Genomic DNA, 23,750 nt, shown 5'->3' with positions numbered 1-23,750 from the left:
TCGGTAACATAAGTTCATCTGACTAGGAGGAAATCATGAAACTTTCACCAACTACTTCACGTATGGATAATTATGGTTTTTTTAGACAAAGGAGGAATCTATATGAAACGATTTTTACTTGCCGCCACCTTGACTGGTTTGCTTGCCGGCTGTTCCGATGCGCCGGAAGCCGAAAAGGCCGAACCGCAGAAATTGACCTTCAAACAAGATCATCAGACGATTCAAATCATTCCACTGTATGATGCCTATCAGTCGTATGTCGATGCTACATTAAAAGAGCCGACCGAGAATGGGGCCCTGTTTGAAAAACATGTGATGGCTGCGAAAAACAAATGGATTGAAAAAGAAAAACTGACAGATACCTATACAGACCGGCGGATTTTAGAAATTCCGACCGATAATGCAGAAGAACTGAACAAAACGATCGCCTACTTAAAAAAACATCAAGATGCCATTCAGCAACAGATTAAGAAAAGTCTGCAGACTTCAATTCAAAAATTGCCGCGAACCGATAAGCTGACGGTCTTCGTCGCGCCCTATGATGTCCATGATGCGGCCGAGATCAAGCGCCATGGCGGAGTCAACGGTTTCGCCTCCGGAACCGATATGTTCACGCTCTACTTAGCGAAAGACTTCTCAAAAGATACACTCGCAAATGCCGTTGCTCATGAATACCACCATACCGTTGCTTTTGAAAGCAACACGCACGACTCGATCTTCAACAGTATCATGTTAGAAGGTGAAGCGGACATGTTTGCTGCACAGGTCTATCCAAAAGGGAAATCGGAAGCGACCGAACCGTTACTCGATCATACGCTCGAAAATCTGTTGACACAGATCAACAACCATAACGTCGATGCGTACGATTTACGATATGGCAACTATGACAAAGACATTCCGCCACTTGCCCAGTATACGCTCGGCTTTATGATCATGACGGATTTCATTCAAAAAAATTCAGATGTTCCCGTCGCCAAATGGACCCAGATGCCGCCGGCTGATATTTTAGAAAAAACCGATTATGCGAAAAAATTAACGATCCGGTAAGCAGCATCCGGACAGAATGAGGATAACAAAAACCACGAGTTGTGTATCTGTTAAAAGGTACATAACTCGTGGTTTTGATATTTTTAGTTGTTCACTCATTTAAAAGCCGGAATCGCCGTTTCGTCATAATTATCTTCGAGGAATTTTTTGACTTTCGGACTTGTCATTGCTTTCGCAAGTTTTTGAATCGCTTCTGAATCCTGATTGTCCTCACGGGCAACGAGCGTGATCGCAAAGTCATTCTCGACGCCTTCCGTGACGAGCGCATCCTGTTTCGGCGTCAGACCGAGCGGTGAGGCATAGGCCGGCGTCATGATGACCGCATCTGCATCGTCATAAAGACGGGCCAGCATCAGTAAATCCACTTCCTTGAATTTAAAGTCGCGTTTGTTTTCCGTGATGTCTTTCATCGTGTAATACGGACCGCTTTTCTTTTTCAACTGAATCGCATCATGTTGGGCAAGTAAAGCGAGCGAGCGGTCGATGTTCGAGACGTCATTTGCGACGGCAATGACAGCGCCTTTCGGCAATTGGTTCATCTTTTTATACTCTTTTGAGTACAGACCGTAGTTCGCAAAGTAAATCGGTTTGATCGGTACAAGATTGGCTTTGTTATTGCGGTTGAATTCTTCCATGTACGGAACGTGCTGGAAGAAGTTCGCATCTACTTCTTTTGCTGCGAGGGCACTGTTCGGCTGCACGTTGTCACTGAGGACAACGACTTCCAGATTAACGCCCTCTTTTTTGAGTTCCGGTTTAACGAGATCGAGAATTTCCGTCATCGGTTTGATCAGTGACGCGACTTTTAATGTCTCGGTTTTTGACGCCGATTCCTGTTCGTCTTTTTTATCGGCGTTGCCGCATCCAGCTAACGCCAATACAACAACACTGAGTACTGCCATGATTTTTTTCATCTTGAATTCCTACTTTCGGTTAACGTTTATCGAGCAAGCGTGCTGCGGTCGTCCCGGCAAATTGAATCAGTTGGACCAGGACGACCATGATTAAAATCATATAGAGCATTAATTCCGTCTGAAATTGCTGGTAGCCGTACCGGACAGCAAAGTCGCCGATACCTCCGCCCCCGACAACCCCCATGATCGTCGAGTAGGAAATGAAGCTGACGATTGATGTCGTCAGACCGAGGACAAGGCCGGACCGGGCTTCAACAAATAAAAACTTCAGGACGACTTCTCGCGTCGAGGCGCCCATCGAGACGGCCGCCTCGATGACACCTTTCGGCACTTCAAGCAACGATTGTTCGACGAGCCGTGAGTAATGGGCAATGGCAATGACCGCCAGTGGGACGGTCGCCGCTGCTGTTCCAATCGCCGTCCCGATGATGAGCCGCGTAAACGGAATCAGGAAAACGACGAGCAATAAAAACGGAAATGAGCGGATTGTATTAACGAATAAATTAAGACTCGAGAAGACGAACCGGTTCGATAACAACTGTCCTTTACGTGACAGATAGAGCCAGGTTCCGAGCGGTAAACCGACGAGAACTGCCGCGAGAATCGAGATACCGACCATCACGAACGTTTGTCCGATCGCCAGTCTGATTTCCGAAGCATATTCAAGCACGATGTCAGGCATGTGGATCCCTCCGATCTGTCAATTGGGTCAGGAACCAACCGGCATCACTTGTAATTTCCGTGATCCCCGCCGGCTCGGTCGCTACGGTCGCTTCAATCCGGCCGTCCGCCATGACCGTGACCCGGTTGCAGATGCTCTGAATCACGTTCATCTCATGGCTGACGAGGACAATCGTCACGCCAAGCGTCTGATTGATATTCTGCAACACACGCAGGATTTCTGACGTCGTACTCGGGTCAAGCGACGACGTCGGTTCGTCACATAACAGGACACGCGGCCGATTGGCGAGCGCCCGGCCAATCGCGACACGCTGTTTCTGTCCCCCGCTCAGTTCAGACGGATACTTCCGGGCAAAGGATTCCAGTCCAACAAACCGGAGACACTCCTGAATCCGTTCCGTCCGCTCCCGCTTTTTGACACCGGCCAGTTCAAGCGAAACGGCAATGTTTTGTTCGACCGTCTTGTTCCCGACCAGATTAAAGTCCTGAAAAATCATGCCGATATTTTGCCGGGTCTGCCGAAGCTGTCGGTTCGACAGGTTCGTTAAATCCATTCCATCAAATTCGATCCGACCGGTATCCGGTCGTTCCAGCAGATTCATCAGCCGGAGCAACGTTGATTTCCCGGCTCCGCTCGCTCCGATGATTCCATGCACTTCGCCCTGTTCAATCGAGAGGGCGACAGACTGGATGACCGGCTGTCCGGAAAAAGCTTTACTGACATTCTGTAATGAAATCATCTGACACCCTCCCTTACAACGTGTTCCATTCTACCGTAAACCGGCTCTTTTTGTCATGCCCTGTGCTCTTTTTCTTTCCCGCGTCATTTCGCTAATTAGGTAAACCATTCAAACCAACGCTAAAAGAAAGGTGGCAGATTGTTATTCCGCCACCGTGATTTCAAAAAAGAAACACTCTTTTCACGCAACTCCTGCAGGAAAAAGCGCATTTTTGCGCTGTCAGAGACAAACAAGACCCGCTTTCCTGCCTTTGGGCAGGAAAACTGGCTTGTGTCTCGCCTGAGGAAATGGCGTGAAAAATGAGTGCTTCCTTTTAGAGTCAGCCTCTTCAATTTTTACTGTTTAACAACCAGGATCATCCTTCAAATTTCTTGACGATCGTCGCGATTCCTTGACCGCCGCCGATGCATAGAGTTGCGAGACCATGGCTTTCGCCGGTCCGTAACATCTCATGAATCAGGGTAACCATGATGCGTGTTCCGCTCGCGCCAATCGGATGACCGAGCGCAATCGCGCCGCCGTTACGGTTTAGCTTCGCCGGATCAAACCGGAGTTCTGCGTCGACTGCCAGTGACTGGGCGGCAAACGCTTCGTTCGCTTCGATGACGTCGATTGCGTCCAGGCTCAGACCGGCTTTTTGCAACGCCTGTCCGACCGCCTTGACGGGACCAATCCCCATGATGCTCGGATCGACGCCGGACGTTCCGTTCGCAACGATTTCAACGAGTGGTGTCAGACCGAGTTCTTTCGCTTTGCGGGCCGACATGACGACGACTGCTGCCGCTCCGTCATTGATGCCGGAGGCGTTGCCGGCTGTAACTGTACCGCCTTTTTTGAAGGCCGGACGCAAGCGGGTCAGTGACTCTGCAGTTGTTCCGGCACGCGGGAACTCATCTTCCTTAAAGACAACCGGATCACCTTTACGCTGCGGAATCTCAACCGGTGTGATTTCCGCCTGGAAACGGTCCGCTTCGATCGCCTGTCCCGCTTTTTGTTGACTGGCTGCTGCGAACTGGTCCTGGGCTTCGCGGGAAATCGCATATTGATCGGCCAGGTTTTCCGCTGTAATCCCCATATGATAATCATTAAAGGCACATTCGAGACCGTCTTTGATGATCGTATCGACTAACGGCTGGTCGCCCATGCGTAAGCCGGTCCGGGCTCCGCCCAAGAGATACGGTGCCTGACTCATGTTTTCCATTCCGCCGGCGACGATGATGTCGGCTTCCCCGGATTTGATGGCTTGAAAGGCAAGGTGGATTGCCTTCAGACCGGAACCACAGACTTTGTTGATCGTCATGGCCGGAACCGTTTCCGGAAGACCGGCGAAGAGACTTGCCTGACGGGCCGGATTTTGTCCGAGTCCCGCCTGCAAAACGTTGCCCATGATGACTTCTTCAACGAGATGCGGCGCGACATTCGCTTGTTCGAGTGCCGCCTGAATGACCGTTGCCCCGAGTTTCGTTGCCGGGACGTCCTTTAAACTGCCGTTAAAACTGCCGATTGCTGTTCGTGTCGCACTGACGATGACAACTTGCTCACTCATCCTGATGTCCCCCTTATTGAATCGTGTAACCGCCGTCCAGGACGTTTGCCTGACCGGTAATGCCTTTTGCTTTACGGCTCGCGAGGAATAACGCATAATCCGCGATTTCCTCGACCGCAAGCAACCGTTTTTGCGGGACAAGCGGATAGATGACGTCTTCGAGGACTTTTTCCAGTTCGACTTGTCGTGTCTTCGCAAGATCCGCCATCTGATTACGGACGAGCGGTGTATCGACATAACCCGGGCATAAGGCATTGACCGTGATCCCGTGTTCCGCCCCTTCGAGTGCTGCCACTTTCGTCAGACCGAGGAGACCGTGTTTCGCAGAATTATAGGCCGCTTTTCCGGCAAAGCCGATCAGCCCGTTGATTGATGCCATGTTGATGATCCGACCGTATCTTTGGTCCTTCATGATCGGGAAAACATGCTTGATCGCCATAAACGGTGCCGTCAACATGATTTTGATCATCAACTCAAACTTCTCCGTCGGAAAATCTTCAATCGGTGAGACATGTTGCAGACCGGCGTTGTTGATTAATACATCAATCCGACCGTACTGTTTTATCGTTTCGGCAAACACAGACTGGACTTCGGTTTCATCCGTCACGTTCAGCGTCAGTCCGATGACATCGTGTCCCGCTTCCTGCAATGACTTTGCCGCTGTTTCAGCTGCTTCCGTGTTGACGTCCGTAATGACGACCTTTGCTCCTGCTTCGGCGAAGGCTTTTGAAATTTCAAGCCCGATTCCGCTTCCTGCTCCCGTCACGAGGACGATATCTCCGTTGACCATCTGACTCACTCCCCTATGCTGATGCGTTCAAGTTCCGGACTGACGGTAAAGTCCGCTTCCGTGACGTTGCGGATGTCTTCGACCGTCAATCCGTTTAACGTCTCGATTAAGACCATTCCGGCTTCCGTGAAATCAAAGACAGCTTTATCCGTGATCAACCGGTTGACGACCTGGCTGCCCGTCAACGGTAACGTACAACGTGTTTTAACCTTTGACTCGCCGTACTTATTGACGTGTTCCATGATGATGACGACCCGCTTGGCGCCGTTGACGAGATCCATTGCTCCACCCATTCCTTTGACCATCTTGCCGGGAATCATCCAGTTCGCGAGATCCCCGTTTTCGGCGACTTCCATCCCGCCGAGAATCGCGAGATCAATATGACCGCCGCGGATCATGGCAAACGATTCGGCACTGTCGAAGTACGACGCGCCTTTTTGTGCCGTGACCGTCTCTTTGCCGGCATTGATTTCGTCAGCATCGATTTCATGCTCAAGCGGATATGGTCCGATGCCGAGCAATCCATTTTCCGATTGCAGCATGACGTGGACATCATCCGGAATCGCATTGGCGATCAGTGTCGGAATTCCGATGCCGAGATTAACGTACATGCCGTCCTCGATTTCCTGCAGGGCACGGTTAATAATGATTTCTCTTGACGTTGCCATAATATCTCCCCCTTATGCTTCCCGGACTGTCCGGCGTTCGATCCGTTTTTCGTAGTCCGTCCCGACGATGATCCGTTGGACGTAGACAGCCGGTGTATGAATTTCATTTGGATCGAGTTCACCGACTTCGACCAGTTCTTCGACTTCAACGATCGTCACTTTTCCAGCTGTTGCGACAAGCGGATTAAAGTTCCGCGATGTTTTCCGGAAGACGAGATTCCCGAGCTTGTCCGCTTTCCAGGCTTTGACAAGGGCAAAGTCGCCGACAATGCCTTCCTCGAGCAGATAGGTCTTGCCGTCAAACTCTTTTTGTTCCTTCCCTTCCGCAATCGGTGTCCCGACGCCGGTTGGTGTATAAAAGCCGGGAATGCCTGCTCCGCCGGCCCGGATCCGCTCCGCCAGTGTGCCCTGCGGCACGAGATCGACTTCAATCTCACCGCTTAAGTACTGTTGCTCAAACGTCTTATTTTCCCCGACGTACGATGAGACCATCTTTTTGATCTGGCGGGATTGTAATAAGATGCCGAGTCCGAAGTCATCGACGCCACAGTTGTTACTGACGACCGTCAAGTCCTTGACGCCTTGTTCCTGTAAGGCAGCAATCGATTTTTCCGGAATCCCGCACAAACCGAACCCGCCGACGACGAGCGTCGCGCCGTCAAAGATGTCGGCTGTCGCTTCTGTAAATGAATCGTAGATTTTTCCCTGTTGCATCGTTCATTTCCCCCTTTTTTAATCCCCGTTGCTTAATACAGACCTGTCAGATTGTACAGTCCGATCATCAGGAAGACCGTCACTGTTTTTAAAATCGTAATCATAAAGATGTCCCGGTACGATTGACGGTGTGTCAAGCCGGTAACCGCAAGCAAGGTGATGACCGCTCCGTTATGCGGTAACGTATCCATACCGCCGGACGCCATCGAGATGACCCGGTGCATGACTTCCGGCGGAACGCCGCCGGAAGTGATTGCCTGTGTATATTTATCCGACATCGCACTGAGGGCGATTCCCATACCGCCGGACGCGGAACCGGTCACACCGGCAAGTGCCGTCGTCGTGACCGCCCCGTTGACGAGCGGATCGGTGAACGTTGACGAAATACCGTTCGAAACCGTCTTGAAGCCCGGTAACGCGGCGATGACACCACCGAAGCCATACTCGGCACCTGTATTCATGACGGCCAGTAACGCACCACCGATACTAAGGTTCAGACCGGCCTGGAAGTTCGTCCGGATTTTTTTGAAGTCATACAGCATGGCGGAGATGATACCGATAATCAAGGCCATTTGAACGGACCAGATGGCCAAAACAGCCGGTGTCTCGATTTTACCGAACGCTTCGAGACCAATCGCAGCGAAATCAAAGCCTTCCGGATACCAGTTCGGAATCGCCAGCGTAAAGTATTTGTTCATGACGGCGACTAAAATTAACGGAACAAATGCCAGGACTTGGCGATAGACCGGCTGCTGCGCTGTCTCAAGCGTCATTTCCGGTTCATTTTTCAACTCCATTTGCGGAGCCGTGCTGGCGGCTGTCGCTTCAAAGCCGGCATACCCTTCCCCTGCTTGATGAGCTTTGCGTTTACGCGATTCGAGATAGAACATCCCGACCGTCAAAATAATCAAACCGCCGACCGATCCCATGATCGGTGCTGCGTAAATATCTGTTTTAAAGAACGTCGTTGGAATGACGTTCTGGATTTGCGGTGTCCCCGGCAGAGCGTCCATCGTAAATGTAAACGCACCGAGAGCAATCGTTCCCGGAATCAGACGTTTCGGGATATTCGCTTCCCGGAACAGATTGGCTGCGAACGGATAGACGGCGAAGACGACGACGAACAGGCTGACGCCGCTGTATGTCAAGATGGCTCCGAGCAGCACGATGGCGAGAATCGCCCGTTTCGCTCCGATCATCCGAATGATTGACTTCGCAATCGATTCGGCGATTCCTGACATCTCGACGACTTTCCCGAAAATGGCTCCGAGAAGGAAGACCGGGAAGTAGGCCTTAATGAATCCGACCATTTTTTCCATGAAGATATTCGAGAAGAACGGTAAGACCCAATCCGGGTTCGTCAATAGGACGGCGAACAATGCACAGATCGGAGCAAACAGGATGACTGAAAAGCCACGGTACGCCACGAACATTAATAAAGATAAGGCAAGAAGAATAATAATCAGTTCCATGATGAATCTCCTTTTAATTTTTAGTAAGCGCTTTCAATTGCTTCTTCATCATTTAACAATTGAATCCACAAATGGTCAATCAAAAACCGCAAAACTATAAGTACAACTTATAGGTCCTATAACTTCACATTATAGACACATTTCATTTTTGAAGTCTTTTTTGGAAATCTTATAGCCGGATGAAGGACTATTTAACGTTAATAGCGTATTCTAACGGTAGAAGGATTTATAAGACGAAAGCAAGGTGCGTAAATTTGAAAACGATTCTGTATGACCTTCTCCATAACCTGACCCTATTGATGAGCGGCTTTTATCTCCTTGGAAAGCTGTCACCTCATCCGATTACCGTCGATTCCAAACGTTCGGTCCGCATTCTGTACGGAATCAGCCTGAGTATCTTATCTTGGTTGCTGATGCAGATGACTTTTGAACCGGCTCCCGGTATCCTGATCGATTTGCGGCACATTCCCGTCATCGTCGCCGCCTATTTCGCCGGTCCGTTGCCGACGATGATTGTGACTGCCGTCATCATCCTGTACCGTTTCAGCGTCAGTTTGAACAGTTCGGCGTATGCCGCGGCACTGTTCATTCTCTTGATAGCTGCCGGAACGTCGCTTCTCGTCAAATGGTTACCAATCTACTCCAAGCGGACTTTTACAATCGTGACGATTTATGGGACGGTTCTGCACGGGCTCGTCTTGACGTACGTCTTAGCTGACACGGGACTGATCTTCGATATTCTCAGTGTGGTGTTGCCGGCCTCGTTCATCAGCAGTTGGCTCGCGCTTGTCGTCATCCGCGATATCCGGTTGACAAAACAGTCGATGCGGACCTGGCAGCAAACGGCACAACGCGACTTCTTGACCGGGCTGCATAATTTCCGTGCTTTTACGGATCATTTTGATGATTTAAAGCAACAAACGATCTTACAGCAGCATGAAGTGGCTTTGATTACGATTGACATCGATCACTTCAAGCATGTCAATGACACGTTCGGTCACGAAGCCGGCGACGCGGTCCTGCGACAATTCGCTTCCCGTTTGCGGGACGGTGTGACGGATGCCGGATTCATCTCCCGCAACGGCGGCGAAGAATTTTCTGTTCTCGTCGAACAGTTGACGGTCCCGAAAGTCCTGGCGCTCGCAGAACAATTACGGGAACGGATTGCCACTTCGCCGTTTCAACTGCCAAACGGTACGCTGTTACCGTTGAGCGCCTCATTCGGCGTCGCTCATTTTCCGAAATCCACACCCGAGATTCAGCAGCTGGTCACAGATGCGGACGTCGCATTGTACCATTCCAAACAAAACGGACGGAATCAAGTAACGCTTTTTGTAAAGGAACTTGAAGTGGCGATTACCCATCCTGTCGATTAGGGATGGACGAATCCGGAAAAATCGGCTACGTTTGATGATGAGGAAGGTGATTCATCATGAAATTAACAAAAGGACCTTACATTATCATCGGTCTATTGCTTGGTCTGCTCTTCGGTTACATCGGCGATAACTTTTACCTGTATGTCTCTGCCGGGATTTTAGTCGGCGCGATGCTCGAAGGGTATGTCGCCTGGCAACAACGAAAAGAACGAAACAAATCCAATCATTCTTAAGGAGGAAATACGATGGGCTTCAGTGAACTGTTTGTCTCGACCCTTGCGTACATCGGTGTCGCCACACTTTTGCTTGCAATCGGAGTCGTCTTGTTTGAAGTAACGACGAAATCAAAAGAGATGGAACTGATCCGTCAGGGGAAAAAAGCGGCCGTCTACGCGTTCGGCGGACGGATTCTCGGTCTTGCGATCGTCCTTTACTCAAGTATCACAAACTCGGTCAGTATTCTCGATATGGTGTTATGGGGTGCCCTCGCCATCGTCTTCCAAATCGTCCTGTTCTATTTGGCAGACTTGATCATTCCGCGGATCAGCATGACAAAAGAAATTGATGCCAATAATGAAGCCGTCGGTTTGTTATTGCTGTTCCTGTCGATTTCAATCGGTCTGATCATCGCAGGTTCCCTTACATACTAAAAAGAGCGCCAACAATCCGCTAATGGATTGTCGGCGCTTTTTATTTTTCCAGATCTTCCAGTTCTTTTTGCGAACGGGGATAGCCGTTTGCCTGCCACTCCGCCCGGTAAATCGAGTCGAGTTTCGTCAATCCGACTTCATCCGGATCCTTATCGGCATCCGGACTGGAGTCCTGATCGAGATGCGTTAAATATTCTTTTAGCGGATCCGCACTTCGTTTATCCTTGTTCTTCAATAATAGAAGTCCGGCCCCCGCCAAGACACTTGCTCCGAATACATATCGTTTTCGTAACCGCATCGGTTTCCCTTCTTTCTCTAAAAACACGACTCAGACAAGTCCGCCTCCGTCCCGTAACTCAGGATGCGCGAGCCGTCTGACCTGTCCCTGTTCGATTGTCAGGACATGATCCGGCTGCCGTTCGAAATAACCGGTTTCGAGGACACCGGTCAAACTTTTCAGTTCCTTCGCAAAATGATGCACGTCCTGGATCCGTTTGAGATCCACATCCAAAATCAGATGTCCACCATCCGTGATAAACGGTTTCCCATCGTGTTCCCGTAGCGTCGCGTCGACATGCTTGTCCTGTAAAAAACGTTCGACATACGGTCTCGCAAACGCATCGATTTCGACCGGTAACGGTCCGGTCAGATGATGGACGAATTTCGAAGCGTCTGCTAAGTAGAGCACTTCGCGACTCATCAGTGCGACAACCTTTTCACGGAACAGCGCACCACCGCCGCCCTTGAGCACCTGGAACTGCGGATCGATTTGATCAATCCCGTCGACGGTCAGATCAATCTGCGTCACTTGTTCGAGCGACAGCAGCGGAATGTTCAACCGTTCGGCTTGTGCCGCCGTCTCGTCTGACGTCGCCACCCCTTGGACCTGTCCGCCTGCTTCGATCCACTTGCCGAGGACATCGATGAATATCCGGGTCGTCGAACCTGTCCCGAGACCGAGAACCATCCCGTTTTTGACATGCTTGATGGCAGCTTCTGCCAGCATCGTCTTCTCCTGTTCATACATCCGCACCACTCCTTCGTTACTACCCTATTCCCGATTGCTCAGGAGTTCAATCGACGAGTCTCGACGTCTCTTGTAAGTACATCTCAATCGTAGAAAGCAGTGGTTCCAGTGCTTGATGCCAAAAATCAACAGAATCCGGTTTGCCGTTCATATACTGTTCAATCAGTTCTTCAATTGTCGCCTGTCCCGATGCGCGCAACAACGGTTCAAACTGACTGGTGAATGCCACTTTGGATTGTTTGATGGACGCATACAATTGGTTACTCAATAAATAACCGACTGTATAAGGAATGTTATAGAACGGTTTCCCTGTATCATAAAAATGACCGACATAGATCCAGGTATAAGGAGCTGGTTCTGCCAATAGATTGCCATATAAACGTGTGTCTTCCTCCCGCATCAGTTCGGCAATCCGTTCGCTCGAGACCGCTCCCCGCTGTCGTTCGGCGTAAAAACGTTGTTCGAATCGGAACATGGTCGGGATGGTTCCGACATATTTTAAGCCTTCCTGAATTTTGATTTCAAGCATCGCCAGTTTTTCTTCACGCGCCGATTCTTCTATGACAGCATCAAGGACCAGGTTTTCCATGAACGTCGAGGCCGTCTCAGCAATACTCGTTCCTTTGATCTGGTCGAGAAACGGTAATTCATGCAACAGTGAATTATGATAGGCATGACCCAGTTCATGGGCAAGTGTAACCATATCCTGATAGGCATCGCGGTACGTCATGAAAATCCGGCTTTCTTTAGCGACCGGGAAAGAGGCACAGAAACCGCCTTCCGCTTTATGCGACCGGTTTTCCGCATCAATCCATCCCTTGTCAAAAACGTCTTTTGTAAAAGCTGCCAGCCGCGGATGAAGTCGATTAAATTGATGCAGGATGATCGATTGTGCTTTCCCATAGGAAATATGATCATGTGAAGTAAAGATATTCGCCTCTAAATCGTGCCATTCCGGATCCGCAACATGTGCAAGGTACAACTTGCGTTCGTAATAAGAGCGGAACAGCGGACGATTTTGATCAATTGCCGCGAGCATTGCCTCAATCGTTGATTGTTTCATCCGGTTTTGTTCACACAGTTCGGTTAACGGATCATTCCATCCCCGTTTCGCATAGACTTGCAACCGAAATCCGGCAATCCGGTTTAGAATCATCGCAAAGTCATCGCGTTCAGCAGCACATGTTTCAACAACAGCTGCCGCCGCTGTTTGCCGCTCACTTCGTGTCGCTCCATAGAACGCTTGATGCAGGGCATGTCCAATTGTGACGTTTGTTTCAGCAAGCGGAACCCGTAATCCGGTCAAACGCTGTTCATATAATTGTTCCCATGCTGAAAATCCGTCAACCGCCAGTGCTTGAATTAATTTTTCCTGTTCTGCCGGCAGACGTCGTTCCATAATGGCGCGTCGTTCGGTCAGATAATAAGACGACGTTTCAGATTGAAGAATTGTCCACTCTGCTTCTGACAGCTTCGATAACCGTTCCTCGAAGACCGTTTCACTTGTCCGGAGACTTGCTTGCAGCGTCTCGGTCTGCTCGAGCAGCCGGTTCACTTCTTGACGCGAAACATCTTCCGCATACAAACAATAAACAAAATCACTCAGTTCTTCAACGTGGCATCTGATTCGCTCTAATGTCGATAATTCTGATGATACCGATGTTTGACCGGTACCAAACCCGTCAAGTTGTTCCTGTAACGTGGTAATCATTCTTTCTGTTTCCTCAATCGAATACAGCTGTTCCAGTTGCCAGCGGGAATCGGTCGTAGGCATAGGTTTTCCTCCTCTATCTATACGTTCTATATTCTAGTTTTCGTGTCCCGTTCCGAAAAACCTTTTTTTCCCAAATAAAAACATCCTTCCGCTAAAGGAAGGATGTTTGGTTACACTCATTAAATGACAAAGAAATAGACACACAGGAAATGCGCCAAGCTGCCGAGCAGGACGAACACGTGGAAAATCTCGTGAAAGCCGAGGTGTTTGAACGAAAGAACACGCGGTTTTAATCCGTAGATGATACCACCAATCGTGTAGAAAATTCCACCAAGGAACAAGAGACCGATTCCGACCGGCGACAGGACGGCTGCGAGTGGCGTGATGGCAAAGACCATGATCCAGCCCATTCCGATGTACAGCGTCGTCGACAACCAGCGCGGACTGTTGAACCAGACCAGTTTAAAGGTGATACCGAAGACAGCAATCAGCATGACGATGCTGAACAGGACCCAACCGGTCGGTCCGTTCAGACTGATCAGGCAAAACGGGGCGTAGGACCCGGCAATCAGCAGATAAATCATCGAATGATCAAGACGTCTCCACGTCGCAATCGCCCGGTCACTGGCCAGTACCATATGATACGTCGCCGAGACCGCGTATAAGGCAATCATGCTGACACCAAAGATGATCGTCGCGACGATCGGGAGTCCGGCTCCCCGTTCCAGTGCTGCTTTGATGACTAGAGCCAGCAATCCGATAAAGGCGAAGACGGCTCCGCCAAGATGGGTCAGACCATTGATGGGTTCTCTCATATACGTTTTCATAATTTCCCTCCATTACTATGTAGTTTTCAATACTACATGGCGTTATATGAACATTCTATCATACACTAGAGAAATAGGAAGCCATTCCGCATTATTTTTTTGGAGGTATTTTCATGACACAGTCAGATCAACCGAAACCATCACTCGACCGGCAATTGGATTTAGCGGATATCCCGAACATCGACCTCTACATGGATCAGGTCATCCAATTGTTCGAACGGACATTTGAAGAGACGACGCGGACAGAAGGCGAAACGATTTTAACAAAGACGATGATCAATAATTACGCGAAGAAAAAACTATTTTTCCCGGTCACAAACAAAAAGTATACAAAAAATCATCTGATCCTGATCAGTCTGATTTATCAATTGAAAGGCACATTTTCGATCAATGACATCAAAACGATTTTGACGGACTTGAACACCGGTGTGACCGAACAGACGATTGATTTAGAAGATTTTTATCAGTCTTATTTGGACACGACGGCAGCCAACTTAACCGTCTTCGAGGAGCAGCAGCCACCAACAGATGACTTGGATCATCTCGAACAGTTGCAACTGATTCTGTCACTCGCCCATATGAGTAACTTATACCGTCGCGCGGCGGAACGTTTAATCGACGGTCTAGAAAAGTAAGCCTCTTTCATTTACGTTCATGGTAAAATAGGGAAAAAAGGATGAGGTGTGCGGGATGGATATCGGACAACGTTTTTTGGAACGATTAGATGAAACAGGACATTATTTCGTCAGTTACCAGGACGGCGTTATCATCGAGCTTGCTTTTGATGCTGCCGTCGGACGCCATTCCTCACCTTTTCCCGCATTGGAGAAAACGGCTCAATTTTTGGAGGATCATCTCCGCTCGCATCAGACACAAGCCTTGCTGCTCGCTTCAAAAATTCACGCGTACGATGCGGAACCGTCGGAACGGATTGCCCCGATGATGTCAATCTACAGTTTCTTTGCAACACACCGGCTCGTCCATCCGCTGAATGCCTATTCCACTGCTCTATTGATCAGCCGACTGGAAGCAACGGATATTCAGCTCGAACGGACCGTTTCGTTGTACCGCCTTTGCAAAACCTCTCATCGCTTCATCGTCACTCCCCTGCTCATCTCGTTCCTGTTTTTGAACAGTCTCCGCCGGGGCGAAATCGCAAATATCCATGAGCAGATTGAATCGTTGTACAATATGTTGAAAAAGCGGTTCGGCCGGTCCCAGCAATCATATGTCACGGCCCTGCTGTTTGCGTTATTGCCAGACGCGGATCATCCGCTTTATCTGGATCAGCTCGTCCGATCCCGAAATCTTTACCGTAAACAGGGGATTCCGTTATCGTTTCATGCATTACTCGCATTACTCGGTCAACCGGAAACCCATCAAGACGCGCTTGACCAGTTATCGGAACGCTTGCGCCAAAACCCACACTTTAAATACCGGAAGGATTTAGTTTTCCTGACGGCGGTCCGGCTGTATCTGGCGGATCATCCGACGTTGCACCAATTGTTTGCCCCGTACAGCCCGGCTGACTGGACGAATTCGACTGATTTCATTCCTGTTTTCTTGTTCCCGGTCGACTTGACGGATACGTCCCACGCAACAGACGGTGGAATGGCGGACGGCGGACTTGACGGCGGCGATGGTGGTGGTGGTGGCGATTAAACTCGTCTATCCAGCACCTGTTTCCGTATAGGTTTTCTCGAAAAAACAGAACAAGGGAGACGGATTGCAAAAATCCGTCTCCCTTGTTCGTATAAAAACCGGCAGATGCTTCCGATTATTTTTGTTGATCGTCTGCATCAGACGGTGTAACATCGCCGTCTTCATCAGCTTCGTGAGATAAATCAGGTGCTTCTTCCGACGATGGTTCAGAATCCGGTTGTTCCGAAGTGTCTGAATCCGACGACTTTTTATCTTGAACGTCCTTTTGATGCTCCGATTTTGAATCGGAATCTTTTTGTTTTGCCGTATCCGACTGGTCACGACCCGCAATCTCGTCATCTGTCATGCGATTCCCCGATGTAATCGGATCCGTTTCTTTTTCGTGTTGCTCTGACATGGTAACATCCCCCTCAAATCATAATGATTAGAGTATTCCCTTACAAGAGACGGTTAAACATCCTGAGTATGCGTGGTCTTTGAAAAATCGGCAATCAAGTTCGCGATCGGTTGCGGATGATGCATGTAATGTCCCTGGACATAAAGCGGATCTCCCACTGCAAGGATGTGCTGGAATTGAGCGCTTGTTTCGACTTCTTGGATGACAAGAGAGATACCAAGCACCTGTGTCAACGAGTAGACGGACTGGACCATCGACTGTTCCAGCTGATTTTGAACGAGACGTCGTGTGAAAATCGGATCCAGCTTGACGGATTGCACCGGTAATCGGAGCAGTGAATTGAGAGACGCATAATGACTGCCAAAATGGTCAACAGTCAGGCGGTACCCTGCCCGTCGTAACCTCTCAAGACGCTCGATGACTTTTCGTTTCCCGATTTGCAAGACTTCTTCCCGGATTTCAAGCACAATCCGGTCTTTCTTAAACGATGCACAGTTCGCAAATTGCAGCAAATCACCGAGCATCTCATCCGACTTAAACTGACTGGCTGAGAGATTGACAGAAATCGTCACCGGACGCCCGAGTTCCTTCTCTAGCCGGTCACTATCCAAAAGTGCCTGCGCAACTGTAAAGTGACCGATTTGACCGAACTTGCCTGTCCGTTCTGCGATCGGGATGAAGTCTGTCGGACTGACGAATCCGAGGACCGGATGATTCCAACGCAGTAGAGCTTCAACGGCAATTGTTTGTCCCAGTTTCGCATTAAATATCCGCTGGTAATACAATTCAAACTGACCGCGTTCCAGTGCCTGGTCCAATTCCTGTTCCAACACATGGTTAAACGGATGTTGTTCGACCTCGCGCTGTTGATCGACGAATAAGATGCCTGCTTTGCCATCCAGTTTAACTTGTTGCATCAACGCTTCTGCTGCATAAACTTGTGTCTCGCGGTTCATATGGTCACCCGTCAACAGGCTGACACCGGATGAAGCTGTCAGACGAATCGGTTCATCGGCAAGGTTCATGATCGGTTGCTCAATCGCTTCGATGATTAATTCGGCAAATGCTCGACCCTGGTCTGAAAAATCAGCTTGTTCGAACGGCGCCAAAATGATGAACTCATTGCCTTCCATTCGTCCAACGACGTGTTCCGGAATCGCTACATATTTCAGCCGAGATGCGATTTCCTGAAGGACCTGATTTCCGATCCGGTATCCATACTTCGCATTGACGGCATGAAAGTTATCGAGATTGAGAACCATCAAAAAAGTCGGTTGGCTCGAGACACTTGAAATCAAACGATCCATATAGCGTTCGTTGTAGACGTTCGTCAATGCATCCTTAATGACATACGTCTCAACACTGATTGATTTACTGATGATGTCGGCGTAACTTTCAATCATCTCTAACTCTGTTTCACTAAACTCGTAAGGTTGATCATCAAAAGCACACAACGTTCCGATCTTCTCGTTGTTGGCATTTTTAATCGCCACACCGAGAAAACTTCCGTTGCCAAGCGTTTGTGTGACCGGGTGATCGCTTGTCATGGGGTTCGCTAATAATTCATTGATTTGAATTTTACCGTCCGTTTCATCGATGACCAGTTTACAGAGGACATGTTGAAAGACATGTGTCGTCCCCTCTTCAATCAGTTCTTTCCCATGATTAATCGCCTTGACGATAAAATTGCTGTTTAAATCATTTAATGCAAAAAACAGTGTGTTGACGCCGATTTTCTCACTTAACTGATTTAAGATATCTTCGACAAGCGGGTGTAAGGCTTCATATCGCATTTGCGAGTTATCCACGTTCCGTCCCTCCTTTCGTTCTTAGTCTTCTGTCAGTTCGACCGAAAATTGAAGCGTAAACGTACTGCCTCGCCCTTCTTCCGACTGGACGGCAATCGACCCGCCGTGATCCATGACAATCATCCGGCAAATCGCGAGACCAAGACCCGTTCCGCCAATTTTTCGCGTATCCGAGTTATCGGCCCGGTAAAATTTATCAAATACATACGGCAATGCTTTTTCCGGAATTCCGATTCCTTCATCTTCAATCGTCAAAACCATCTGGGATCCCTTCATATGACCCCGGACTTGAATCGTGCCGCCATCCGGCGAATATTTGATGGCATTCATGATCAGATTCGTGAAAAGTTGCTTCATCTTTTCTTCGCTGGCCGTCATCTGATAATCACCCGCGTCAAAGCTTACCCGGATGCGGTGTTTACTGCTCGCCAGTTCAAACATCGGTCGCATTTCATAAACCAGTTTTTTTAGATCAAGCTGTTTTTTGACGATGCCTTGGGAGACATCCTCCCCTTTTTGGATTTCTAAAATATCATCGATCAATTCTGCTAGTCGGACCGTCTCCGAATGAATCGTCTCAAGGTATTTTTTTTGACGCGGACCATCAAGTGAACGGCGCATCAATAGTTCCGTAAAGCCCATGATGGACGAAAGCGGTGTTCGGAGTTCATGCGAAACGATCGAGACGAATTCTGACTGCTTCAGATCGAGTTCTTTTTCTTTCGTGACATCACGCAGGACAAGCATCATCCCCCACTCGACATTGGCGATGGCGATTCGTTCCGCATAGGCACTCAGCAACAAATTCCCGCGAAACGCCGACAGTTCAATCGTCTCGCCCGGAATCTCACCGTTCATCAATTGACCAATGTAGTCATGCAGCGCATCCGGCTGATCGACATGTTCGAATAAAGAAGTCGCCCGTTCATAGGCGTGGCGAAAACCTTGAGATTGACTGACGAGCTTCGGCGGAAACATGTTCAACAATGCCTGGTTAGCATAAATCTGTTCGCCGCTACTTTCGATATACAATACCGCTTCCCGAATCGAGTCGAGTAATTGGTAGGTTTTGATTTTTTCGTGTTCCATTTGATAAAACAACAGGTGACGTTCCAATGTCATGCCGAGTTTACGTGACAAATCCAAAATATCCCCGACCTGCTCCAAGTTAAACTGTTCAAATGGATGTTTAAGATAGATGACACCGACGACACCGCCATTGCTTGGCGACTGGACAGGAATCGCGGATTCATACATCTGCTCTGCCAACGGGAGCTGAACCGACTTGCGCATGACAAAAGCACGGCGCAACACAGAATACTGATCTAAATCCTTTTCAATCAATTCAATGTCTTCCACCCCTTGTGTCACAAGATGGCTCAATTGTTCCCGGCGATATAACAGAATGGCTCCCGATTCAAGATTAATCAGTTTCAGCAGTTTGACGAGTAACGTCTCACAGGCAGACTCCACGTTTTGGGTCGCCAATGCTTCCATGATTTCGTTCCGGTGTTTCAGTTTATGTTCAACTTCCGCCAAATCTTGTGTCAGTTGACCGATTCGTTGACGATCAGTCGTCTGCAATTCCTTGACCGGAAATGGACTCGTTTTCAGACGATACGGTCTCGTCTTTTTTTCCGGACGATATCGTACGATTTTTTTCAATGGGCTTCCTCCTTCCAATACATGCATTCATGTTTCAAATTATAACATGAGATTTTAATTTTTCGTTGCGCATTTAACTCAAGAATGAGGAGTCGTTTCTGCCAATAAGCGCTGAAACGATTGTTCAAAGGCAACATCTTCTTGTCGTGTTCTCTTTTTCGGTCCCTTCGTCCGTCCACCAGCCCGTCGGATTTCTTGACCGACATGTCGTGTATGTAGAAGGAAATCTATATTTTCATTCGTAAAAATCCGGCCATTTTGATCGACGGCTCGTCCGTTGCGGGCAAGAGCAAGTGCTGCCAACCCGTAATCCTGGGTCACGACGATATCTCCCGGTGCCATCCGGTTGACGATGGCAAAGTCGACCGCGTCAGCACCCTGACCAATCGTGATGGTCGTCGCCCCTTCCCGGTTGAACTGATGTGCCGTATCACACACTAAAAACACTTCGTACCCCTTACTTAATCGAATCGTCAAATCGACGACCGGACACCCGTCCGCATCAATCCATATTTTCATGTCCTGCCACTCCTTTTTCAATTCCCTTTCATTTAGTGTCTGTGACGACCGGAATTACTGTCAAGTCAATCCCTCTCAGTTGACCGTAACTGCCGTAGAACCGACAATAGAAAGGAAAGGATGTGCCGACTTGAAACCTGCTACATTTAGCTCATTTTTATCCTTACTGAAGAAAAGCGAGCCACCGGTCGGACTGCTGTCAGCCGCCGTGATAGTCTCGATCATCCAGGCACTCGCTGCACTGATGATTCCCTGGTTCTTGAAGTCCCTGATTGACAACTTCTCCATCGATCAGGTGACACCGGGTCTGATTGCCCTTTTTGTCACCGTCTTCATCGTCCAGATGATCAGCAATGCTTTTTCGATTTACTGGTTGCAAGTTGCCGGACAACGGATCGTCGCCAACTTACGGACAATGTTATGGAAACACTTGCTAGCTTTACCCATTCCGTTCTATGACGAAACGAAGTCGGGCGAACTCGTCTCACGCCTCAACAATGATGCGACGACGTTACAACAGTTATTATCGGAGCAACTCGTCCGTCTGTTGACCTCCATCGTCTCGATTGTCGGCGCCATCACGATTTTATTTTTCCTCGACTGGCAAATGACGCTCGTCATGGTCATCGCCGTCCCGTTGACACTCTTGATCATCATTCCGCTCGTCCGGAAGCTGCATCAGATTTCACGGGAGACACAAAAGGAGCTCGCCGGCTTATCCGGATTTTTTGCGGAAATGCTTGGTGAAGTCCGGCTCGTCAAATCACAGGCGACCGAAACCTACGAAATGGACCGCGGGAAAACGCGGATTGAACATCTGTTTGGATTTGGTGTGAAGGAAGGAAAAATTCAGGCCATCTTACTGCCTGTCTTCAATGTCGCCTTGACATCGATGCTGATCGTCATCATCAGCTTCGGTGCCTACCGTGTCTCGACGAACCAGATTACAGCCGGTGAACTCGTCGCTTTCTCGTTGTATCTGTTTCAAATCATGACGCCGCTCGTGACGATGACTGAATTCGTCTCGAAATTACAAAAAGCACGCGGCGCAACAGAACGAATTTCCGAACTGCTCGAAGAACAACCGGAACAGGACGGGACACGACAAGTCGAGCGTCCGTTTGCAGCCGTTCATTTTAATCATTTATCGTTCGGCTACGACGAGGCGACACTGTTGCACGATGTCACGTTCTCGTTACCGCGTGGTCAAACAACCGCAATCGTCGGTCCGAGCGGCTCCGGGAAATCGACGTTATTCGCCTTGCTCGAACGGTTTTATCTGCCGACGAACGGTCAAATCGAACTCGGCCGTCATGCGATTGATCAGTTCGAGCTTGCGAGTTGGCGGAATGCGATTGGCTATGTCGCCCAGGATTCACCGGTCCTGTCCGGAACGATACGCGACAATCTGCTGTACGGCTTGACGCAACAGGTCACGGAGCAACAAATCCGCGATGCTGCTGAAATGGCGAATGCCGATGAATTCATTTCTTCGTTCGCACTCGGATACGATACGGAAATCGGTGAACGCGGAGTCAAGCTGTCCGGTGGTCAACGACAACGGATTGCGATTGCCCGGGCCCTCTTACGCGATCCGGAATTATTACTACTCGACGAAGCGACCTCAAGTCTCGATTCCGAATCGGAACGGGTCGTCCAGGAAGCACTCGAACGGCTGATGGAAGGACGGACGACATTCGTCATCGCCCATCGTCTCGCCACCGTCCGGCATGCGGATCAGATCGTCGTTCTCGAACAAGGGCGTGTGTCCGGTATCGGAACACATGACACCCTCGTTGAGACAAATGTTTTGTATAATAAACTCGTAACGCAACAATTCATCGGTCAAACCGAAACGTCCAGGGGGAGTAATACATGACAAAAACTATTGGTTTCATCGGACTCGGCGTCATGGGTCAAGGCATGGTCCGCAACTTATTAAAAGCCGGTTTTTCCGTCAAAGGCTATAACCGGACAAAAGAAAAGGGCTTACCGCTCGAACAGGACGGTGCTGTCATCGTCGATACGATTCAGGAAGCCGTCCAAGATGTCGATGTCGTCATCTCCATCGTCGGTTATCCGCAGGACGTCGAACAGATTTATTTGGCGGAGGACGGGATTTTAGCATCCGCGAAACCAGGAACAATCGTCATCGATATGACGACATCAAGTCCGGCGCTTGCGATCCGGATTGCGGAACAGGCGGACGCGAAAGGTCTGCGAGCGCTCGACGCCCCTGTCACAGGCGGAGATCTCGGTGCAAAAAACGGGACGCTCGCGATTCTTGCCGGCGGCGACGAAGACGCGTTCAACACCGTCCGACCGTTATTCGAAGCAATGGGAAAATCAATCGCCCGCTTCGGTGGTCCGGGACAAGGTCAATCGGCTAAACTGGCCAATCAGATCGCAATTGCCGGATCGATGATCGGAACAGCCGAAATGTTGCTGTTCGTCACGAAATCCGGGATTGATCCGACACAGTTCGTCGAGACGATCAAAAGCGGTTCTGCCGGCAGCTGGTCACTCGAAAACCTGATCCCGCGTGTCATTGCGGAAAACTATTCACCGGGCTTCTTCGTCAAACACTTCATCAAAGACATGAACCTGGCACTCGAACGGGCCGAGGAAATGGGGATTGCGACACCGGGACTTGCACTCGTCAAGGATCTGTATGACGAACTGGCGGCTTCCGGTCATGCCGAATCCGGAACACAGGCACTCTACCTGCTGTTAAAAGAAAAAACACCGTCGGATTAAATGGACGACAAAAACGAGTCTGACACTCCCAGCCGGGGGAAGTCAGACTCGTTTTTTATGCTGTACGTGTTGCTGTCTGTTGTTCTTGTTTCAATTGTTCATAGAAATGGGCCATCGTCGTATCAAAATACGGTGTCAGCAGGACGACGCCGACAGTACTGAGCAGCGCAAGAATCCCCCAGAGGATGAAACTGAGATACAGTTTCGCAAGGCGCCATTTATGACCATGCATCATCCGACGGCTTTCCCCGAGTACTTGGAAAAACGACAAATCCGGTCGATCGACTAATAAAAATGGCACCAAACGGTACATCAGATAAAAGTAGATTGCGGGAAGGATTAAAAAAGAGCCGATGTAAACGAGCAGCGTGACCAGTGTGTAGGCCGCCATCGTCTTCAGGTAGAAACGGATCGACGCAAATCCTTCAAATAACGTCCCGATCCCGGCCGACTCACCGCGGACAAAACGTAAGTAGGCAATCGTCCGACCAAGCGTGACCGGTGCGAGCACAATCGTCACGACGATATTCAAGGCGACGAAACGCAGCATGCTGTCGATATTGTCCTGGTCAAACGACATCCGGCTGGCTGCCAGCGCAAAAATCAGGAAGTAGATGATCGAAATACTGAGTGCCGTCAGCCACTTGCCTTTTAATGTCGCAAGTGCCGCCTGTTTGTACTGTAAATTTGTCATAATGAACTCCTTTATCTATCAACATTCTTGTTTCAGTGTACCGTAGTCTGCTTTGAAAAAATAGCAATCATCCCCTCACAAG

General features: G+C 49.3%; 24 protein-coding genes and 2 pseudogenes. 8 read left to right on the top strand and 18 right to left on the bottom strand.

The window, feature by feature from the left end; all coding sequences use genetic code 11:
• Positions 1-102: 102 nt before the first annotated feature.
• A complete protein-coding gene (locus R7V76_RS09990) occupies positions 103-1,047 on the top strand; it encodes a DUF2268 domain-containing putative Zn-dependent protease (RefSeq protein ID WP_318092326.1) in 945 nt (314 codons plus the stop codon).
• Positions 1,048-1,142: 95 nt separating this feature from the next.
• On the opposite strand, the gene R7V76_RS09985 is transcribed toward R7V76_RS09990, so the two are convergent.
• The 9 genes and pseudogenes from R7V76_RS09985 to R7V76_RS16735 all read right to left on the bottom strand — a co-directional run.
• A complete protein-coding gene (locus R7V76_RS09985; RefSeq protein ID WP_318092325.1) occupies positions 1,143-1,961 on the bottom strand; it encodes a MetQ/NlpA family ABC transporter substrate-binding protein in 819 nt (272 codons plus the stop codon).
• 19 nt (positions 1,962-1,980) lie between these two features.
• Positions 1,981-2,643 (bottom strand): methionine ABC transporter permease, encoded by a 663-nt coding sequence (locus R7V76_RS09980; RefSeq protein WP_318092323.1) that lies wholly within the window; start codon positions 2,641-2,643, stop codon positions 1,981-1,983.
• The gene (locus R7V76_RS09975) at positions 2,636-3,382 is read right to left on the bottom strand and encodes a methionine ABC transporter ATP-binding protein (protein ID WP_318092322.1); all 747 of its coding nucleotides are present in this window, start codon (positions 3,380-3,382) and stop codon (positions 2,636-2,638) included. Before R7V76_RS09975 ends, R7V76_RS09980 begins: the two co-directional genes overlap by 8 nt.
• Before the next feature lie 355 nt (positions 3,383-3,737).
• Positions 3,738-4,928, bottom strand: coding sequence for an acetyl-CoA C-acetyltransferase (locus R7V76_RS09970; protein WP_318092320.1), 1,191 nt, complete (start codon positions 4,926-4,928; stop codon positions 3,738-3,740).
• A 13-nt stretch (positions 4,929-4,941) separates the two neighbouring features.
• Complete coding sequence (locus R7V76_RS09965; RefSeq protein ID WP_318092319.1) at positions 4,942-5,718, bottom strand: 3-hydroxybutyrate dehydrogenase; 777 nt, start codon at positions 5,716-5,718, stop codon at positions 4,942-4,944.
• A 5-nt stretch (positions 5,719-5,723) separates the two neighbouring features.
• Positions 5,724-6,386, bottom strand: a complete 663-nt coding sequence (locus tag R7V76_RS09960; RefSeq protein WP_318092318.1) for a 3-oxoacid CoA-transferase subunit B — start codon at positions 6,384-6,386, stop codon at positions 5,724-5,726.
• Between the two features lie 12 nt (positions 6,387-6,398).
• Positions 6,399-7,100, bottom strand: coding sequence for a CoA transferase subunit A (locus R7V76_RS09955; RefSeq protein ID WP_318092317.1), 702 nt, complete (start codon positions 7,098-7,100; stop codon positions 6,399-6,401).
• A 32-nt stretch (positions 7,101-7,132) separates the two neighbouring features.
• A pseudogene (locus R7V76_RS16740) lies at positions 7,133-7,840 on the bottom strand (GntP family permease); the annotation flags it as partial.
• A gap of 86 nt (positions 7,841-7,926) precedes the next feature.
• A pseudogene (locus R7V76_RS16735) lies at positions 7,927-8,572 on the bottom strand (GntP family permease); the annotation flags it as partial.
• A 254-nt stretch (positions 8,573-8,826) separates the two neighbouring features.
• Here R7V76_RS16735 and R7V76_RS09945 point away from each other — a divergent pair.
• The 3 genes from R7V76_RS09945 to R7V76_RS09935 are packed head-to-tail and all read left to right on the top strand — an operon-like array spanning position 8,827 to position 10,598.
• Positions 8,827-9,948 (top strand): GGDEF domain-containing protein, encoded by a 1,122-nt coding sequence (locus R7V76_RS09945; RefSeq protein WP_318092314.1) that lies wholly within the window; start codon positions 8,827-8,829, stop codon positions 9,946-9,948.
• A 56-nt stretch (positions 9,949-10,004) separates the two neighbouring features.
• The gene (locus tag R7V76_RS09940) at positions 10,005-10,181 is read left to right on the top strand and encodes a hypothetical protein (protein WP_290830598.1); all 177 of its coding nucleotides are present in this window, start codon (positions 10,005-10,007) and stop codon (positions 10,179-10,181) included.
• A 12-nt stretch (positions 10,182-10,193) separates the two neighbouring features.
• The gene (locus R7V76_RS09935) at positions 10,194-10,598 is read left to right on the top strand and encodes a DUF350 domain-containing protein (RefSeq protein ID WP_026828679.1); all 405 of its coding nucleotides are present in this window, start codon (positions 10,194-10,196) and stop codon (positions 10,596-10,598) included.
• Positions 10,599-10,638: 40 nt separating this feature from the next.
• Here R7V76_RS09935 and R7V76_RS09930 read toward each other — a convergent pair whose 3' ends face one another.
• From R7V76_RS09930 to trhA, 4 genes are all read right to left on the bottom strand, one after another.
• On the bottom strand, positions 10,639-10,896 hold the full coding sequence (locus tag R7V76_RS09930; protein ID WP_318092312.1) for a hypothetical protein: 258 nt from the start codon (positions 10,894-10,896) through the stop codon (positions 10,639-10,641).
• A 30-nt stretch (positions 10,897-10,926) separates the two neighbouring features.
• Complete coding sequence (gene rpiA, locus R7V76_RS09925) at positions 10,927-11,625, bottom strand: ribose-5-phosphate isomerase RpiA (protein ID WP_318092311.1); 699 nt, start codon at positions 11,623-11,625, stop codon at positions 10,927-10,929.
• 46 nt (positions 11,626-11,671) lie between these two features.
• Positions 11,672-13,399 carry a M3 family oligoendopeptidase gene (locus R7V76_RS09920; RefSeq protein WP_318092310.1) on the bottom strand — a complete coding sequence of 576 codons (1,728 nt, stop codon included), beginning with the start codon at positions 13,397-13,399 and terminating at the stop codon, positions 11,672-11,674.
• A gap of 119 nt (positions 13,400-13,518) precedes the next feature.
• Positions 13,519-14,166, bottom strand: coding sequence for a PAQR family membrane homeostasis protein TrhA (trhA, locus tag R7V76_RS09915; protein WP_247857523.1), 648 nt, complete (start codon positions 14,164-14,166; stop codon positions 13,519-13,521).
• A gap of 113 nt (positions 14,167-14,279) precedes the next feature.
• Here trhA and R7V76_RS09910 point away from each other — a divergent pair, with 113 nt between their 5' ends.
• Positions 14,280-14,801 carry a DUF1836 domain-containing protein gene (locus R7V76_RS09910; protein ID WP_318092309.1) on the top strand — a complete coding sequence of 174 codons (522 nt, stop codon included), beginning with the start codon at positions 14,280-14,282 and terminating at the stop codon, positions 14,799-14,801.
• A gap of 55 nt (positions 14,802-14,856) precedes the next feature.
• The gene (locus R7V76_RS09905) at positions 14,857-15,828 is read left to right on the top strand and encodes a DUF4003 family protein (protein WP_318092308.1); all 972 of its coding nucleotides are present in this window, start codon (positions 14,857-14,859) and stop codon (positions 15,826-15,828) included.
• 115 nt (positions 15,829-15,943) lie between these two features.
• On the opposite strand, the gene R7V76_RS09900 is transcribed toward R7V76_RS09905, so the two are convergent.
• From R7V76_RS09900 to R7V76_RS09885, 4 genes are all read right to left on the bottom strand, one after another.
• Positions 15,944-16,225, bottom strand: a complete 282-nt coding sequence (locus R7V76_RS09900; protein ID WP_318092307.1) for a hypothetical protein — start codon at positions 16,223-16,225, stop codon at positions 15,944-15,946.
• Positions 16,226-16,278: 53 nt separating this feature from the next.
• Positions 16,279-18,033 (bottom strand): sensor domain-containing diguanylate cyclase, encoded by a 1,755-nt coding sequence (locus tag R7V76_RS09895; protein ID WP_318092306.1) that lies wholly within the window; start codon positions 18,031-18,033, stop codon positions 16,279-16,281.
• A 21-nt stretch (positions 18,034-18,054) separates the two neighbouring features.
• Positions 18,055-19,698: a sensor histidine kinase gene (locus tag R7V76_RS09890; protein ID WP_318092305.1), complete on the bottom strand. Its 1,644-nt coding sequence runs from the start codon at positions 19,696-19,698 to the stop codon at positions 18,055-18,057.
• Positions 19,699-19,776: 78 nt separating this feature from the next.
• On the bottom strand, positions 19,777-20,217 hold the full coding sequence (locus tag R7V76_RS09885; protein ID WP_318092304.1) for a YaiI/YqxD family protein: 441 nt from the start codon (positions 20,215-20,217) through the stop codon (positions 19,777-19,779).
• A 130-nt stretch (positions 20,218-20,347) separates the two neighbouring features.
• Between R7V76_RS09885 and R7V76_RS09880 the strand changes: the two genes are divergently transcribed.
• Both R7V76_RS09880 and R7V76_RS09875 read left to right on the top strand, forming a co-directional pair.
• Positions 20,348-22,096 (top strand): ABC transporter ATP-binding protein, encoded by a 1,749-nt coding sequence (locus tag R7V76_RS09880; protein WP_318092303.1) that lies wholly within the window; start codon positions 20,348-20,350, stop codon positions 22,094-22,096.
• On the top strand, positions 22,093-22,974 hold the full coding sequence (locus R7V76_RS09875) for an NAD(P)-dependent oxidoreductase (protein ID WP_318092302.1): 882 nt from the start codon (positions 22,093-22,095) through the stop codon (positions 22,972-22,974). The genes R7V76_RS09880 and R7V76_RS09875 overlap by 4 nt, the downstream gene beginning before the upstream one ends.
• A 55-nt stretch (positions 22,975-23,029) precedes the next feature.
• Here R7V76_RS09875 and R7V76_RS09870 read toward each other — a convergent pair whose 3' ends face one another.
• The gene (locus tag R7V76_RS09870; protein ID WP_318092301.1) at positions 23,030-23,668 is read right to left on the bottom strand and encodes a DUF975 family protein; all 639 of its coding nucleotides are present in this window, start codon (positions 23,666-23,668) and stop codon (positions 23,030-23,032) included.
• Positions 23,669-23,750 lie beyond the last annotated feature (82 nt).

Origin of the sequence: Exiguobacterium artemiae, assembly GCF_033342815.1 — a bacterium.
GTDB classification, from domain to species: Bacteria; Bacillota; Bacilli; order Exiguobacteriales; family Exiguobacteriaceae; genus Exiguobacterium_A; species Exiguobacterium_A artemiae_A.
Note: the sequence above shows the minus strand (reverse complement) of the source record. Positions and strands in the feature narration are given on the sequence as shown.